This is a genomic window from Mesorhizobium sp. M0518 (genome assembly GCF_040321125.1).
Lineage (GTDB): Bacteria > Pseudomonadota > Alphaproteobacteria > Rhizobiales > Rhizobiaceae > Mesorhizobium.
In genome coordinates, this window is the sequence record NZ_JAMYQY010000011.1 from 159,510 (window position 1) to 174,785 (window position 15,276).

Consider the following 15,276-nt stretch of genomic DNA (forward strand, 5'->3'; position numbering starts at 1 on the left):
TCCGTGAAACGGTGAACTGCTCTAGGCAATTTCTGCCGCAGCCGTGGCCGCGCCTTTCTGTTCACCACATCATGAAGGAGGCGACGTCCGCGTCCGAGACCTCGCCGGCGTTGACATCGGCGATCGCCTGGTCGACGATCGCCACGCCCTCCGCCACTTCGTCTTCCGTCAGCGTCAGCGGTGGCATGAACTCCAGCACATTGGCCTTCAACCCGACATAGGTGAAGGCCGCACCCAGCTCATAGCCGCGATAGATGATCTTGGCCGTGGTCGCCGCCGCAACCGGCTCACGTGTCGTGCGGTCCTTGACCAGGTCGACGCCGATGGCAAGGCCGCGCCCGCGCACGTCACCGATGATCTCATGCCTGGCGGCAAGGGCTCGCAGCGCGTCGGAAAACAGCATGCCGATCCGCGCCGAGCGCTCGACCAGGCCGTCCGTCTCGATCGTCTTCAGCACCGCGTTGCCGGCCGATGTCGCCACCGGATTGCCTGCGGTTGTCTGCAGCGCGAAGGCCGGCGCATGGTCCATGATCTCCTTAGGGCCGATCACGGCCGACAGTGGCAAGCCACCGCCGATGCCTTTGCCAAAGACGACGAGGTCCGGCGTCAGTCCTTCATGCTGGAAGCAGTGCATCATGCCGCTGCGAGCGAGCCCGACCTTGACCTCGTCGACGACAATCTTGATGCCGTGCCTGCGGCAACGCTCCTGCAATGCCTTGAGAAAGCCAGGGGGCGGCACGATCAGCCCGCCATCCGACATCAACGGCTCGATGAACACCGCCGCGACCTGATGCGGCGGGCAGGTGGTCTCGAACTGGTAGTCGAGCAGGGCAAGCACGTCCTCGCTGCTGAAATTCGGTCGGAACGGATCGGGATAAGGCAGCAGAAGCACGCCCGGCCGGGGTAGCGTGTGGGTCATGGCGGTATGGCCGCTGATGCCCATCGAGCCGGAGAGATTCCCGTGATAGGAGCCGATGAACGAGATGAAGCGCGAACGGCCGGTGGCCGCCTGCAGCACGCGCACCGCGCAATCATTGGCGTCAGACCCGGAATGGCCGAACCAGACGCGCCGTTCACCGTCTCCCGGAGTGATCGCCAGCAGCCGCTCCGCCAGCGACACCGCAGGCTCGTTCGGGTAGAGCAGCAGGCTGGCGCTGGCCATGTCGCGAATGGAGGATTCGACCGCCTGGACGATCGCAGGATGGCCGTAGCCGAGCACAGCCGGACCAGCCGATCCCGATAGGTCCAGAAGCGAACGACCGCCTTCCTCGATCAGCCGGTTGCCCCGGCCGCCGATGACGCTGAGCGGCGAGAAACGCAGCTTGCCGATCTGGGCGATGGTCGCGGCGTCACGTTCGCGCAAGCTGAGATTGCTCACGACACTTTCTCCGCCTTCTGCGCCGGCAGTGCCGCCGCCAGCCGGTCCGCCCATTCCTCGATGCCGCGCCGTGTCGACAAAAGGTCCTGCCGGATCTCGATGAGGACGGCGGCGATGCCGCGATCATCGCCATGGATGGGCACGGCGTAGTCGGCGTCACGGCTGATCACATAGGGCACGTTGGCCGCGACATTGAGCCCGGCGTCGGTGCGCAGGCCCGAAAGGATCGCTTCGGCGAGATCTCTTGCTTGGTCGTGCAGCACGCCGGCATGCCAGGGTCTGCTGACACCGAGGAAGACCGGCGTGAAGGAATGGATCGTCACGATCCGCGTCCGCCGGCCTGCCTGTGCCCGGCAGTCGAGATGCGCGGTCACCCGGTCATGAAACGGCGAAAAGATGATCTCGGCACGCCGGGTCCGCTCCGTCGCGTCGATGCCGACATTGCCGGGAATGTCGGTGTCTTCCGACAGCACCGGAATGCTGCCCTGGGTATTGAGCGGCCGGTTGAGGTCGATCAGCAGCCGGGAGTAGCCGCTGAGGAAAGCTGGTGAATCGAGCTTCGCGGACAGCAGGCGGGTCACCTCGGCGGCGCCGATATCCCAGGCGATGTGGCGCTGCAGATGATTGGCATCGAGGCCGAGCTGTCGATACTCGGCCGGCATGTGGTTGGAGGCATGCTCGCACAACAGCACGATATCGGAACGGCCGTGCTCGTTGAGGACCTCGACGGCCTCCGGCCAATCTTTTTCGGTCTGTGCGGTCATCAATAGAGCGTCCGGTAGAGATCGCAGATGGAGGCCGGATCGAGACCGGCAAGACGCTCGGCTTCATGTCGCTTGAGGCCGACGAAGGTTTCGATGAAGACAGGCGCGAACCATCCCGTCACGGTGCCGTCGGCCAGCAACGCGTCCAGTGCCGCGGGCAGGGTTTCGGGCAGGCGCACCAGACCGAGACTTGCGCGCTCCGCCTCGCTCATCAGCGTCGGGTCGCCGGTGACCAAAGGTGGCGACGGCAGGCCCGCCTTCAGCCCTTCCAGCCCGGCGCGGATAATCGCCGCCAGCGACAGATAGGGATTGCCGGTGGCGTCCGCCGCCCGGTACTCGATATTGTACTGCCGCGCCGGATCGCGCCCCCCCATCGTCACTGTCGGGCAGATGCGCAGCGACGCCTCGCGGTCGCGGTCGGCGAGCCAGGTATAGGACGAACTCCAGCTGTGCGGCTTCAGCCGGTAGAAGGACGACACGCTCGACGCCGTCATCGCGGTCATTCCAGGCAGATGGCGCAGCACGCCGGCACAGAAGGCGCCGGCTTTGGCGGAAAGGCCGCCCGCCAGTGCCGGATCGTATGTCACCGGCTTGCCGGCCTCGTCGACGAAGCTGAAATGGATGTGGACGCCGTTGCCGACGGCAGTTGGCGCGGTTTTGGGCGCGAAGCTCGCACGCCAGCCGGCATTGCGCGCCAGTTCGCGCGTGATTTCGCGGATGGCGACGGCGCGGTCGGCTGCCGTCAGCGCGTCCGCCGGCTCGTGCGTCACCTCGAACTGCTCGTCGCCGAATTCGGCGATGACCACTTCGGGTGCGACGCCGGCCTCCTCGAGCGCCGCCATCAGGTTGGGCGCGAAGGGGTCGGTTCGCCTGAGCGCGGCGAAAGACATCGAATGCGCCGGCGCGAAGCCGCCGTCGGCGACGTTGAATTCATGCTCGAAGGCGGCGATGACCGACAGGCCGGTCGCGGCTTTCAAATCGGCCGACGCCTCTTTGAGCATCGTGCGGGTGCAGCCGAGCCATGGGCTGCCGTCGAGCTCGACGATGTCGCCGGCGACCATGTCGAACGGCGTCGCCGATCCGGTGCGTGTCGTGCGAAAGCGCGCCTTGAGATCGGGGATCAGCCGCAGGTCGCCCGACGAGCCCCAGGGGTTGGGATCGACGATCGAGTTGAACGGCGTCAGCGACAGATTGGCCTGCAGCCAGCCGACCCCGGTCGTGGCGGTCTTCTGCAACTTGCTTTCGGCAACGAAACGGCCCCGCGTGACGGCGGAGAGATCCGTGGTGACGACGGCAACCAGAGGCTCGACGGTCGATGTCATGCCGGTTTTCCCAAAGCGTTGAAGCGGTCGACGACCGTGTCGGTGTCGGCCACCCAGCAGTAGCCGCCGAAGGCCTTGAGCGCGATGTCGTGGCGTTCCTGGGTGATGGTGGCGCAAGCATCCGATACGCAGGTGACGAGATAGCCGCGGTCGGCGCCGTCGCGCACCGCCATGTCGACGCATTGATCGGTCAGCACGCCGACCACGACGAGATAGCGGATGCCGAGGTTCTTGAGGAGATAGTCGACATTGGTCGAATTGAAGATGCCCGACGACGTCTTCGGCAGCATGATCTCGTCGCCAACCGGCGCCAGCGATGCCACCGGCAGTCCCTCGGGGAGGCTGGGTGCAATATGGATCGGCGTCAGCTTGTGGTCGAGCGAGCGGTCGCGGCCGTCTTCGGTCAGGCTCTGGATGATGGTGTGCAGCACCTCGACGCCATTGGCCCGCGCCGCGGCCAGCAGGCGCTCCTGGTTGGGGATCGTCCGCGAGGATGTCTGCCGGTAGAAATAGTGATCGGGGCCACGCTCCGGATGCGACGGATCGGCGCCCGGCTCCAGCCAGATGCGCTGCATGTCGACGAGCAGCAGTGCCGTTTCGCCGGCACGGAAGGCTTCGTCTCGTTTGGGTAGGGCCTGGGTCATGCTTTGTCGTCCTGCTTTGCTGATTTGGGTCCCGGCGTCTTGCGGGGTCCGGGTATCTTGCGCGCGCCGTTCTCTTGCGGGTCGCTGTCGAGCGTCACGGCATTGGCATGTCGCACCCTTTCGAGCCGCTCGATGCGGGCGCGGGCCTCGTCGCCCAGCGTCGAAACGATATGGGCGACCAGCGCCTCCATCTGGGCGATCGCCGGCGCCAGCGTGTCGTAGGGCGAGGCGACTTCGAGCGGGCTGACGATGGTGACTTCGGCGAGATCTGATATCGGCGACAGCCATTGGTCGGTGAACAGGACGATGCGCACATTGAGCGCCGCCGCTTGGCTCGCATAGGCCATCACATCAAGCTGATAGCGGCGATAGTCGAACACGACGAGCACGTCGCGGCGGTCGAGGTCGGCGAGCGTGTCGAAGGTCTGCGGGGAGAGCACACCAAGATCGCGAACCCCGGAGCGAAACTGCACGAGATAGCCGGCCAGCATGCCGGCGATGTGGCGGCTGAACCGGCCGCCAACCAGCACGACCTCGCCCTTGACCTCCATCAGCAGGCGGGCCGCCCGTTCGTATGTCTGGATGGGTGTCGCGGCGGTGGCTTTCTGCAAGGCCGTGGTGACGCTATCGAGATAGGCCAGCACGGCGCTGTCGTTGGAACCGCTCTGCCGCTTGGCCTCCATCATCAGCAGCGGCGAGTGCAGTCTTGCCTCGACTTCGGCCAGAAGCTTCGCCTGGAAATCCGGAAACCCTTCATAGCCGAGTTTTACGACCAGCCTCACCACGGTCGGATCGCTGACGCCAGCGCGCCGCGCAAGCGACGAAGCGGTGCCGAGGCCGGAGGTCGGATAGTCCGTCAACAGCAGCCGGACGATCTTCTCTTCCGACGGCGTCAGCGCAAGATCCCCGCGCATCAGAACATCGCGTATCGCCATGGGCCTCCCCGAAATCCATGTTCTCTTGTTTTGTCGAGTTTATTACAGAGATTTAAATCTTGGTCAACAATGAAGAGATGTTGACATTGTGTGATCGCTGGCCCTACCTTGTCGGAAAGCAGCCAAGAGACTGTGGGGAACAGCCATGCGAAACGGAAGCGACGTCATCGTCGTCGGTGCCGGTATTGTCGGATCGAGCGCCGCCTATCATCTGGCCAAGGCCGGTGTGAAGGTCACGTTGGTCGAGCAGACCCACCCCGCCGGCGGCCCGTCGGGCAAATCGTCGGCGCTGCTGCACGCCTTCTACCTGATGCCGGAACTGTCGCAGCTGTCCATCCGTGGCCGAGAGATCCTGGTGTCGCTGCCGGAAATCGCGGGCGAAGGATCCTTTGTCACCGAAATCGGCATGATGTGGGTCTGCGGCAACGACAACAAGGTGAGTTGGACGGCGGCAGCCGAACGCATCCGCGGCGAGGGCGCGCGCATCGAGACATTGTCGCCGCAGGCCTTTGCCGACGCGGCACCCGGCTTTGTCCTGGACAATGTCGCAATGGCGCTGTGGGAGCCGGAATATGGCTACGCCGATGCCTTCGGCGCCACCAACGCCATCGCCCGTGCCGCCCGCGCCAACGGTGCTGGGATCATGCAGAACACGTTGGTCGAGAGCCTCCAGCGGCAGGGCGACCGCATCACCGGCGTCACCTTGACCGATGGAACGGTGCTGGAAGCCGGTACCGTCGTCCTGGCCGCCGGGCCATGGACGCGCCGGCTGCTGGCGACAGTGGGCCTGGATCTGCCATTGCATGTCGAGCGCCATCCGATGGCCGTGCTGGACGCTGCCGGCAAGGCAAGGCAGGTCATGCCGTTCGCCTGGTGCGACGACATTTCCTGCAACTATGCACGGCCCGACAATGACGGCGTCATCCTGGCCGGCACCTGGGCCGGCGGCGGCACCGGCCTGCGCCATGAGCATGCAGGCCGTCCGCGCCTTGTCGAAAATCCCGACAACTACATGGAAGGTGTCGAGGAAGCTGAATCGGTCGAGATCCTGGAGACCTTCGCCACCCGCTTGCCGGCCATGGCCGAACTTGGCATCCGCCCCGGCTATGCCGGGCTCTACGACATGAGCCCCGACGATCTGCCTGTCATCGGCGCCATGCCTGGGGTCGAAGGGCTGGTCGTTTCTGCCGGATCCTCCGGCCACGGCTTTAAGACCGGTCCAGCCGTCGGCGAGGCCGTGGCCAGGCTGGTCACCGAGGGAGCACAGCCGATCCTGGCGCCGTTTTCGCCCGATCGCTTCAGGGCCGCGTGATGGCGTCGCCGACGATGAGCGAGAGCAACTCACGCGGCCTCATGCCGGCCGCGTTTCGCAACGCCACCGCCGATGCCCTGTGCATGGTCGCGGTGCTGCTGCTGGTGGCGCTTGCCGCCTTTGTCTTCGGCAGCGCCGCCATGCAACGTGTGGTCACCTATGCAGCGATCATGCTGACGGCGGTGCTTGGCCTGCAGATATTCTCCGGCAACAGCGGCATCGTCTCGTTCGGCCAGGCCGCCTTTGTCGGCCTCGGCGCCTACGCTACGGGCATCCTCACCATGCCGACCGCATTGCAGCGAACGGCGCTGCGCGACCTGCCGCAATTCCTCGCAGGCCATCAACTCTCCTTTGTCGCGGCGCTGGCCGTCGTCCTTGCTCTCGCGGTCATCGTCGGCCTGTTGACCGGCACGCCGCTGCTCAGGCTTTCCGGATCGAGCGCTTCGATCGCAACGCTTGCCATGCTGATCATCGTCTACACGCTGCTGGTCGCCGGACGCGAAATCACCCGCGGCAGCCAGCCATTTTACGGCGTGCCGCGCGAGGTCGGGCTGTGGACGGCTGCCGCTGTCGCTTCGGTGGCGCTGGTGGCGGCGAGGTTGTTTCGCGAAACCTCCTTCGGCCTTGCCACCCGCGCCGCCGCCAATGACGAGCGTGGTGCGGCCGCCGTCGGCGTCGACCAGCGCACGGCGCGTCTGGCCGCCTGGGTGGCGGGCGTCGTCGCCGCCATGGCCGCCGGCGCCATGATGGCGCAATTCCTTGGCGCGTTTTCGCCGCGCGATTTCTATTTCGACCTCGGCTTCACCATGCTCGCCATGCTGATCGTCGGCGGCATGACCTCGTCGCTCGGCGCTTTCGCCGGCGTCATCGTCACCATCGTTTTGGTCGAAGTGGTGCGCCGCTTCGAGGGCGGCGGCGAGGTGCTCGGCCTGCATCTGCCTGTCCTGTTCGGCTTGACCCAGGGCGTGCTGGCCATCGCCATGATCCTGGTCATCTGGCGGCGCCCGACCGGTCTGTTCGGCGAGCGTGAGCTCAACCTTTTGCGCCGGCCGGGACGCCAGGCCGTGACGGCTTCGGCGGCACCTCCGCAGCATGTCGAGAGTGACCGGCTCACCGCCGACCATCTGTCGCGCCGCTATGCCGGCGTCGTTGCCGTCGATGACGTCAGTTTGAGCTTCGGGACAGACAGCATCACCGGCATTATCGGTCCCAATGGCGCCGGCAAGACCACGCTGCTCAACATGCTGGCCGGTGATATCAAGCCAAGTGCCGGCACGGTGTCTGTCGGCGGCGCGGTGCGGCAGGCTTCGGCCTTTCGCTTCGCCCGCTCCGGCGTTGCCCGCACCTTCCAGAACATCCGCGTTTTTCCGCACATGACGGTGCTCGAAAATGTCGTTGTCGCAGCACGCCAGGTGGAACCTGATCTCGGCCATGCCGAGGCGGCGGCGATGAGCGAGCTTGCGCGCATGGGGCTGGAGAGATTTGCCGATCAGCCGGCCGCCAGGCTTGCCTATGGCCAGCGCCGCCGGCTCGAAGTGGCACGCGCCCTGGTGTTGAGGCCACGCTTCCTGCTGCTCGACGAGCCGGCCGCCGGCATGAACGCCGTCGAGACCGCCGAACTGGTCTCGATTCTATCGACGGTTCGCGCGGAGCGCCGCATCGGCGTCGTGCTGATCGAACACGACATGCGGCTGGTGATGAATTTGTGCGAGCGCATCGTCGTCATCGATCATGGCCGCGTCATCGCTGACGGCACGCCCGGCGACGTCCAGAAGAACCCCGCCGTGATCGCCGCCTATCTCGGCAGCCGCACGGCGCGTGCCAAGACCGCAACAGCTGAAAACCAGACCGCATGACCTGCAACGACAACCAATCATAAAAATCCAGAAGGAGAACCGACATGCCAAGCCTCTATCGCCTCCATCGCGCCGCCCTGTGCGCTGCCGTGTTCGGCATCGCCGCCATTTCGACGGCCAGCGCCGAGGAGATCATCATCGGTGCCGCGACCGCGCAGACCGGCGGCCTTGCCCCTTACGACCAGCCGGCACTTGCCGGCCTGCGCATGTCGCTCGACGAACTCAACGCCAAGGGCGGGCTCGGCGGCAAATACACCGTCAAGCTTTTGATCAAGGACACGCGCTCCGATACCGCGCAGACCGCCACCGTCGCCCAGGAGCTGATCGACGCCGGCGCCAAGATCATGATCACGCCGTGCGATGCCGATCCCTCGATTTCCGCCGGCCAGCTCACCCAGCCGCTCGGCATTCCGACCCTGACGCTGTGCGGCTCCGCCCCGGTGCTGACCGGCGCGGTCGGCGACGTCATGTTCGGCACCTATCCGGCCGACAATGTGCAGGCGACGGCGGTCGCCGACTTTGCCGTCTCCGAAGGCAAGAAGAAGGTGTTCCTGCTGACCTCGCCGGACTCCACCTACACCGCCAATCTGCCGGAATATTTCGGCAAAGTGTTCGAGAAGAAGGGCGGCGCCATTGTCGGCCGCGGCACCTTCAGCATGGGCCAGCCCGACTTTTCCGCCGAGATCACCAACATCAAGGGCCTGGCCGACAAGCCCGACCTGATCATGACGGCGGCCTACGAGCCGGATTTCCCGGCCTTCATCCAGCAATTGCGCGGCGCCGGCGTCACCATCCCGGTCTATGGCGCCGATGCCATCGGCACGCCGACCATCAAGGCGCTCGGCAAATTGGTCGACGGCGTCGTCTACACCGCGGCCGGCTATGCCGAGCCGGGCAGCAAGCTAGAGGCCTTCAACGCCGCCTTCACCAAATATGCCGGCCACGCACCGGAATCGACCTATGAGGTCAATGGCTACGAGATCGGCCTGATCCTCGACCAGGCGGTCAAGACGGCCGGCTCCGACGACCCGAAGGCGATCCGCGACGCCATCGCCGGCCTCAAGGATTTCGAAGGCATCACCGGCAAGATCACCTATGCCGGCACCGATCGCATGCCGTTGCGGCCAGTGGCGCTGATGCGCTACGAGGGCGGCGAGGGCAAGCATGTCCAGACACTGATCCCCGACGCTGCCGACGTTCCCGCGCCGTGATGTCATGCTGAGCGTCGAAGCCCTGAAAATCCGGTACGGCGAGGTCGAGGCGGTGCGCCGCGTCGACCTCACCGTCGGCAGCGGCGAGATCATCGCGCTGGTCGGCGCCAACGGCGCCGGCAAGAGCTCGACGCTCGGCGCCGTCGCCGGGCTGGTGCCGGCGGCATCCGGCAAGGTGGTCTTCGACGGTGTCGACATCACCGGCCTGGCGCCGGAGGCGATAGCCCGCAAGGGCGTCGCGCTGGTTCCCGAAGGCCGCCGTATCTTCGCCAGCCTGACGGTGGCCGACAATCTGCGTCTCGGCGGCGCGGTGCATCAGCCGGCGGCCGAGGCAAGGCTGCGCGAGGAGGAGATGCTGGAGTTGTTCCCGATCCTGCGCCGCTACCATCGCGTCAAGGGCGGCAATCTGTCGGGCGGCGAACAGCAGATGCTGGCCATCGCCCGCGCGCTGATGGGCAAGCCGCGCATGATCCTGCTCGACGAGCCCTCGCTCGGCCTTGCCCCGCAACTGATCGACACCGTCTTCGACCTGATCGCCGAACTGCGCCGCAAGGGCCTGACCATCCTTCTGGTCGAACAGAATGTGGCGCTGGCGCTCGAAATCGCCGACCGCGCCGTCGTGCTCGCCAATGGCGAAGTGGTGCTGGCCGGCACGGCAAAAGAACTCGCCTCCTCGGACCTCGTCCGCCAGGCCTATTTGGGAGCTTGAGAAGCATGATCGCGCAGCAGATCATCAATGCGGTGAGCCTCGGCGGCGTCTATGCGCTGCTGGCGCTCGGGCTGGCGATCGTCTTTTCCATCGTCGGCCTCATCAACTTCGCCCATGGCGAGCTGATGACGCTGTCGGGCTACGCGCTTCTGGCCTCGCTGGTGCTCGGCTTTCCCTTCCCGGTAGCCGTGCTTGTCGCCGTCTCCTGCGGCGCGCTCGCCGCTGTCGCCATGGAGCGTATCGCCTTCAGGCCGATGCGCGGCGCCAGCGTCACCAGCCTGCTGTTGACCAGCTTTGCCGTCTCCAGCCTGTTGAAGGTCGTATTCCAGAACGGCATTTCGGCGCGGCCGCAAGCTGTCGCCATGCCCGGTTGGATGACCGGCGCCTTCTCCTTCGGCGATTTCACCATCGGCGTCGGTCCCAGCATCTCCATCGTCGTCTCCGCACTGGCGCTGATTGCGCTGGAAGTCTTCCTTCGCCGCTCGGTGACCGGCACGGCGATGCGCGCCGCGGCGGAAGATTTCGACGTCGTGCGCCTGATGGGCATTCCGGCCAGCCGCATCATCGCCACCGCCTTCCTGCTCTCCGGCCTGCTTGCCGGGCTGGCGGCCATGCTGTGGGTGGCGCAGCGTGCCTCAGTCGATCCGCTGATGGGCTTTACGCCGGTGCTGAAGGCCTTCATCGCCGCCGTCGTCGGCGGGCTCGGCAGCTTGCCCGGTGCTGTCGCCGGCGGTTTTCTGCTCGGCATCATCGAGGTTTTGTTGCAGGCGACGCTTCCGGGAGCGATCGCGCCCTACCGCGATGCCATCGTGCTGTCGGGGGTCATCGCGGTACTGCTGGTTCGCCCGCAAGGCCTGATCCCGGCGGTTCGCGCTCAGCGAAGCTGACCTGATGTATACCAAGCCTGAATTTGCGCCGCTGTCGTCGGACGAGGTGTTCGGCCTGATCGAGGCTGCGGCCTTCGCGACGGTGGTGACAGCGGGACCGCAGGGCCTTGTCGTCTCGCATCTTCCCTTCGTGCTCGATCGCGCGCGTGGTGAAAACGGAACGCTGGTCTCGCATCTCGCCAGGGCCAATCCGCACAGCACCTTGATCAGCGAAGGCAGGGAGACGGTCGCTATCTTCCACGGCCCGCATGGCTACATCTCGCCGTCCTGGTATCCGCGCAACCCGGTGCGCGACAGCGCGCCGACCTGGAATTTTGCTGTCGTGCATTGCCATGGGCATCCGGTTCCGCTCGACGATCATGCCACCGCCCGGCATCTCTTGCAGCTTGTCGACGTGCTGGAGAAAGATCGCGAGGATCGCTGGCGCATGCGCGAGCTCGGCCCTGGCGGCATGGAGCGGCGCATACCTGGTGTCATAGGGTTTGACCTGCCGATCGATCGGCTCGAGGCCAAGTTCAAGATGGGTCAGGATGAGCGCCTCTACGACACAGGCGGAGCCATCAGGGCGCTGGAGCAAAATGACCCTGCGCTGGCAACGATGATGAAGACGCACAACGCGCATCGCCAGGACTGACCGGCTGCATGCGGCAAGGACAAGAAAAAATGATTCCCAATCTCAACATCGTCCCCTTCGTCAGCGTCGACCACATGATGAAGCTGGTGCTGAAGATCGGCGTCGAGCGCTTCCTCGTCGAACTCTCAGGCTACATCGAGGACGATTTCCGCCGCTGGGAACTGTTCGACAAGACGCCGCGCGTCGCCTCGCACAGCGCCGAAGGCGTCATCGAGCTGATGCCGACCAGCGACGGCGAGGTCTATGGCTTCAAATATGTCAACGGGCACCCCAAGAACATGCGCGAGGGCCGCCAGACGGTGACCGCCTTCGGCATGCTCGCCGATGTCCACAATGGCTACCCCGTATTGCTGTCGGAAATGACCATCCTGACCGCGCTGCGCACGGCGGCGATGTCGGCCCTGGCCGCCAAGTACCTGGCGCCGACTGGCTCCGACTGCATGGCGCTGATCGGCAACGGCGCTCAGGCCGAATTCCAGGCGGTAGCCTTCAAGGCGCTGCTCGGCGTCGACAGGCTGAGGCTTTACGACATCGATCGCAAGGCCACCGAAAAATGCATCCGCAATCTGGCCGGCCTCGGCTTCGACATGGTCGCCTGCGGCACCGCGCAAGAGGCGGTAGAAGGGGCCGACATCATCACCACCGTCACCGCCGACAAGCAGTGCGCCACCATCCTCACCGACAACATGGTCGGCTCCGGCGTGCACATCAACGCCGTCGGTGGCGACTGTCCCGGCAAGACCGAACTGCACCGCGATATCCTGCTGCGCTCCGACATCTTCGTCGAATATCCGCCGCAGACCCGCATCGAGGGCGAGATCCAGCAGCTTGCACCAGATCACAAGGTGACCGAGCTGTGGCAGGTGATGTCAGGCGCCGTGCAAGGCCGGCGCGATCCCGGGCAGATCACGCTGTTTGATTCGGTCGGTTTCGCCATCGAGGATTTTTCGGCACTGCGTTACGTCAGGGATCAACTGCGCTCGACCGGCCTCTATCAGGAACTCGACATGCTGGCCGACCCCGACGAGCCGCGCGACCTGTTCGGCATGCTGCTGCGGGCGGCCCAGCAGGGTTGAGACATCGGTCGTTCAGATAGCCGAACCCCACATGGCATCCGGCACCACCACCAGCTTGCCGACGAAATCCTTGGCGATGAAATCCGCTTGCGCATGGTGGAAATCGGAGAGCTTGTAGACGCCGCCGACCAGCGGCCGGATCTTTTTCGCCTCGATGTGCCCGACGATGCGGCGGAAATCCGCGCGCGTGCCTTGGCTCGAGCCATGCAACTGCAATTGCTTCAGGTACATGGTCCTGAGATCGAGCTGCACGACCGGGCCGGCGATTGCGCCAGCCGTGGTGTAGCGGCCCTCGGGCCTGAGAATACGCAGGAGGTCATTGAAGATGGCACCGCCAACGAGGTCGGCGACAACGTCGATCGGCTGGCCTCCGGTCGCCTCGTTCACGGCATGCGGCAGGTCGGCAACGCCACGGGTGATGACAGCCTCTGCGCCGATGTCGCGCACCGCCTGCTCCTTGCCCTTGCCGACGACGGCATAGGGGATGGCGCCGCGCGCCCGTGCCAATTGCACGATGCCGGAGCCGACGCCGCCCGAGGCGCCGGTGACCAGCACGCGCTCGCCGGCCTTGAGCGCGGCGCGCTCCAGCATCTGCTCGCCCGTCAGATAGGCGCAGCAGAAGGTGGCGAGTTCGACATCGCTCATGTCGGTGTCGATGACATGAGCGTTCTCGGCCGGCACCGCCTGGTATTCAGCGTAACCGCCATCGCGGCCGTGGCCCATATAGTCGATGTCGGCGAGCGAATCGTCGTCGCGATTGTAGATCGAGAAATCGACCATCACCCGTTCGCCGATACGGTCCGGCGACACTCCTTCGCCGACAGCGGCGACGATACCGACGGTGTCCGTGCCCTGGATGCGCGGGAAAACAAGCGTGTTGCCCTGGCGGCGCCATGTCGACACGGCGGCAGCGTCCTCCTCCGTGCCATAGGCGCCCTGGCGCACCCAGACATCGGTGTTGTTCATCCCGCAAGCGCTGACCTTGACCAGCACTTCACCGGGAGCGGGCGAGGGCACTTTCACGTCGCTGCGGTAGACGAGTTTTTCCGGTCCGCCGTGCCCGGTAAGCAGCACGGCGGCCATGGTGGCGGGGAGGGTCCTGGTCATGGCATTCATAGTCACTCTCAGAGATCGGCAAACACGTTTTTCACCGCATCGGCTGTCTTCGACACGACGATGTCGGCTTCCTCGCGGGTCAGGCAGAGCGGCGGCGCAAAGCCCAGAATGTCGCCCTGCGGCATGGCGCGGCCGATGACGCCGCTTGCGGCAAGCGCCGTCGCCACCTGCGGCCCGATCTTGAGCGAAGCGTCGAAGAACACCCGGTCGTCCTTGTCGGAGACGAACTCCACCGCCGCCAGCATGCCGTCGCCGCGCACGTCGCCGACATTCCTGTGGCCGCCGACCGCCTTGGCCAGTTCGGCGCGGAAATAGGCGCCGGTCGCGCGGGCATTGGTCACAAGATCCATCTCGTCGATCAGTTCGAGATTGGCGACGCCGGCGGCGACGCAGATCGGATGCGCCGAATAGGTCCAGCCATGGCCGAGCGAGCCGAGCTTGTCGGAGCCCTCAACCAGCACTTGCCACATCTTGTCGGCGACGATGACGCCCGACAGCGGCGCATAGGCCGAGGTCAGGCCCTTGGCGATGGTGATCAGGTCCGGCCTAATGCCGTAATGGTCGGAGCCGAACATGGTGCCCAGACGGCCGAAACCGGTCACGACTTCGTCGGCGACCAGCAGCACATCATACTTCTTCAGCACCGCCTGGATCTTTTCCCAATAGAAGGCCGGCGGCGGCACGATGCCGCCGGTGCCCAGGATCGGCTCGCCGATGAAGGCAGCGACCGTTTCCGGGCCCTCAGCCAGGATCATCTCCTCGAGCTTGTCGGCGCAATGCTGCGAAAATTGCTCCTCGCTCATCGAGCGGTCGGCGCGGCGGAAGTAGTAGGGCGCCTCGGTGTGCAGGATCGGCGCGCGCGGCAGGTCGAAGGCGTTGTGGAACAGGTCGAGCCCGGTCAGCGAACCGGTCATCACGCCCGAGCCGTGATAGCCGCGCCAGCGCGAAATGATCTTCTTCTTCTCCGGCCGGCCCAGCACGTTATTGTAGTACCAGATCAGCTTGATGTTGGTTTCGTTGGCATCCGAACCGGAGAGGCCGAAATAGACCCGCGACATGCCCTCCGGCGCACGGTCGATGATCATTTTGGCCAGCGTGATCGAGGCCTCGGTGCCATGGCCGACATAGGCGTGGTAATAGGCGAGGTTCTTCGCCTGGGCGGCGATGGCATCGGCGATCTTCTGGCGGCCGTAGCCGACATTGACGCAATAGAGGCCGGCGAAGGCATCGAGGCTCTTCCTGCCATTGTTGTCCCAGACGGTGACGCCTTCGCCGCCGGCCATGATACGCGTCGGGCTTTCGCCCCGCGCATGCGTGCCCATATGCGTCGAGGGATGGAAGAAGTGGTCGCGATCCCAGGCGGCGAGTTCGTTGGACTGGTCGAGCATTCTTTTGACTCCTTGAGAAAATCTGTCGCGACTTAAGGTGTGTC

Annotated in this window: 14 protein-coding genes; 7 read left to right on the forward strand and 7 right to left on the reverse strand. The window is 65.3% G+C overall.

All coding sequences use genetic code 11. The features are described from left to right. Positions 1-61: 61 nt before the first annotated feature. Genes NKI66_RS17960 through NKI66_RS17980 form a run of 5 tightly spaced genes read right to left on the reverse strand, consistent with a single transcriptional unit; the run spans position 62 to position 5,043 of the window. Complete coding sequence (locus NKI66_RS17960) at positions 62-1,378, reverse strand: aspartate aminotransferase family protein (RefSeq protein ID WP_352752447.1); 1,317 nt, start codon at positions 1,376-1,378, stop codon at positions 62-64. Continuing rightward, a complete protein-coding gene (locus NKI66_RS17965; protein ID WP_023809065.1) occupies positions 1,375-2,142 on the reverse strand; it encodes an N-formylglutamate amidohydrolase in 768 nt (255 codons plus the stop codon). The genes NKI66_RS17960 and NKI66_RS17965 overlap by 4 nt, the downstream gene beginning before the upstream one ends. Then, positions 2,142-3,464, reverse strand: coding sequence for a type I glutamate--ammonia ligase (locus NKI66_RS17970; RefSeq protein ID WP_023809064.1), 1,323 nt, complete (start codon positions 3,462-3,464; stop codon positions 2,142-2,144). Before NKI66_RS17970 ends, NKI66_RS17965 begins: the two co-directional genes overlap by 1 nt. Continuing rightward, complete coding sequence (locus tag NKI66_RS17975; RefSeq protein ID WP_023809063.1) at positions 3,461-4,108, reverse strand: cysteine hydrolase family protein; 648 nt, start codon at positions 4,106-4,108, stop codon at positions 3,461-3,463. Before NKI66_RS17975 ends, NKI66_RS17970 begins: the two co-directional genes overlap by 4 nt. Next, a complete protein-coding gene (locus NKI66_RS17980) occupies positions 4,105-5,043 on the reverse strand; it encodes a MurR/RpiR family transcriptional regulator (RefSeq protein ID WP_023809062.1) in 939 nt (312 codons plus the stop codon). The genes NKI66_RS17975 and NKI66_RS17980 overlap by 4 nt, the downstream gene beginning before the upstream one ends. A gap of 145 nt (positions 5,044-5,188) precedes the next feature. On the opposite strand from NKI66_RS17980, the gene NKI66_RS17985 reads away from it, so the two are divergent. Genes NKI66_RS17985 through ocd form a run of 7 tightly spaced genes read left to right on the forward strand, consistent with a single transcriptional unit; the run spans position 5,189 to position 12,728 of the window. Next, positions 5,189-6,355 (forward strand): NAD(P)/FAD-dependent oxidoreductase, encoded by a 1,167-nt coding sequence (locus NKI66_RS17985; RefSeq protein WP_023809061.1) that lies wholly within the window; start codon positions 5,189-5,191, stop codon positions 6,353-6,355. A 14-nt stretch (positions 6,356-6,369) separates the two neighbouring features. After that, complete coding sequence (locus tag NKI66_RS17990; protein WP_352752450.1) at positions 6,370-8,211, forward strand: branched-chain amino acid ABC transporter ATP-binding protein/permease; 1,842 nt, start codon at positions 6,370-6,372, stop codon at positions 8,209-8,211. 44 nt (positions 8,212-8,255) lie between these two features. Then, the gene (locus tag NKI66_RS17995; RefSeq protein ID WP_023809059.1) at positions 8,256-9,422 is read left to right on the forward strand and encodes an ABC transporter substrate-binding protein; all 1,167 of its coding nucleotides are present in this window, start codon (positions 8,256-8,258) and stop codon (positions 9,420-9,422) included. A 4-nt stretch (positions 9,423-9,426) separates the two neighbouring features. Continuing rightward, positions 9,427-10,131, forward strand: coding sequence for an ABC transporter ATP-binding protein (locus NKI66_RS18000; RefSeq protein WP_023809058.1), 705 nt, complete (start codon positions 9,427-9,429; stop codon positions 10,129-10,131). Positions 10,132-10,136: 5 nt separating this feature from the next. Continuing rightward, a complete protein-coding gene (locus NKI66_RS18005) occupies positions 10,137-11,018 on the forward strand; it encodes a branched-chain amino acid ABC transporter permease (RefSeq protein WP_027035600.1) in 882 nt (293 codons plus the stop codon). A gap of 4 nt (positions 11,019-11,022) precedes the next feature. Next, entirely contained in the window at positions 11,023-11,652 is a 630-nt protein-coding gene (locus tag NKI66_RS18010) for an FMN-binding negative transcriptional regulator (protein WP_128302590.1), read from the forward strand. Positions 11,653-11,681: 29 nt separating this feature from the next. After that, entirely contained in the window at positions 11,682-12,728 is a 1,047-nt protein-coding gene (gene ocd / locus NKI66_RS18015; protein WP_352752453.1) for an ornithine cyclodeaminase, read from the forward strand. Between the two features lie 12 nt (positions 12,729-12,740). On the opposite strand, the gene NKI66_RS18020 is transcribed toward ocd, so the two are convergent. Both NKI66_RS18020 and NKI66_RS18025 read right to left on the reverse strand, forming a co-directional pair. Continuing rightward, positions 12,741-13,844 carry an alcohol dehydrogenase family protein gene (locus tag NKI66_RS18020; RefSeq protein WP_352752455.1) on the reverse strand — a complete coding sequence of 368 codons (1,104 nt, stop codon included), beginning with the start codon at positions 13,842-13,844 and terminating at the stop codon, positions 12,741-12,743. Between the two features lie 8 nt (positions 13,845-13,852). Further along, positions 13,853-15,232 carry an aspartate aminotransferase family protein gene (locus NKI66_RS18025; protein WP_352752457.1) on the reverse strand — a complete coding sequence of 460 codons (1,380 nt, stop codon included), beginning with the start codon at positions 15,230-15,232 and terminating at the stop codon, positions 13,853-13,855. Between the last annotated feature and the right edge of the window lie 44 nt (positions 15,233-15,276).

Coding starts and splice junctions, on each gene's coding strand:
- NKI66_RS17965 (WP_023809065.1), bottom strand. CDS start 2,142: ATGACCGCACAGACCGAAAAAGATTGGCCGGAGGCCGTCGAGGTCCTC.
- NKI66_RS17970 (WP_023809064.1), bottom strand. CDS start 3,464: ATGACATCGACCGTCGAGCCTCTGGTTGCCGTCGTCACCACGGATCTC.
- NKI66_RS17975 (WP_023809063.1), bottom strand. CDS start 4,108: ATGACCCAGGCCCTACCCAAACGAGACGAAGCCTTCCGTGCCGGCGAA.
- NKI66_RS17980 (WP_023809062.1), bottom strand. CDS start 5,043: ATGGCGATACGCGATGTTCTGATGCGCGGGGATCTTGCGCTGACGCCG.
- NKI66_RS17985 (WP_023809061.1), top strand. CDS start 5,189: ATGCGAAACGGAAGCGACGTCATCGTCGTCGGTGCCGGTATTGTCGGA.
- NKI66_RS17990 (WP_352752450.1), top strand. CDS start 6,370: ATGAGCGAGAGCAACTCACGCGGCCTCATGCCGGCCGCGTTTCGCAAC.
- NKI66_RS17995 (WP_023809059.1), top strand. CDS start 8,256: ATGCCAAGCCTCTATCGCCTCCATCGCGCCGCCCTGTGCGCTGCCGTG.
- NKI66_RS18000 (WP_023809058.1), top strand. CDS start 9,427: ATGCTGAGCGTCGAAGCCCTGAAAATCCGGTACGGCGAGGTCGAGGCG.
- NKI66_RS18005 (WP_027035600.1), top strand. CDS start 10,137: ATGATCGCGCAGCAGATCATCAATGCGGTGAGCCTCGGCGGCGTCTAT.
- NKI66_RS18010 (WP_128302590.1), top strand. CDS start 11,023: ATGTATACCAAGCCTGAATTTGCGCCGCTGTCGTCGGACGAGGTGTTC.
- ocd (WP_352752453.1), top strand. CDS start 11,682: ATGATTCCCAATCTCAACATCGTCCCCTTCGTCAGCGTCGACCACATG.
- NKI66_RS18020 (WP_352752455.1), bottom strand. CDS start 13,844: ATGAATGCCATGACCAGGACCCTCCCCGCCACCATGGCCGCCGTGCTG.
- NKI66_RS18025 (WP_352752457.1), bottom strand. CDS start 15,232: ATGCTCGACCAGTCCAACGAACTCGCCGCCTGGGATCGCGACCACTTC.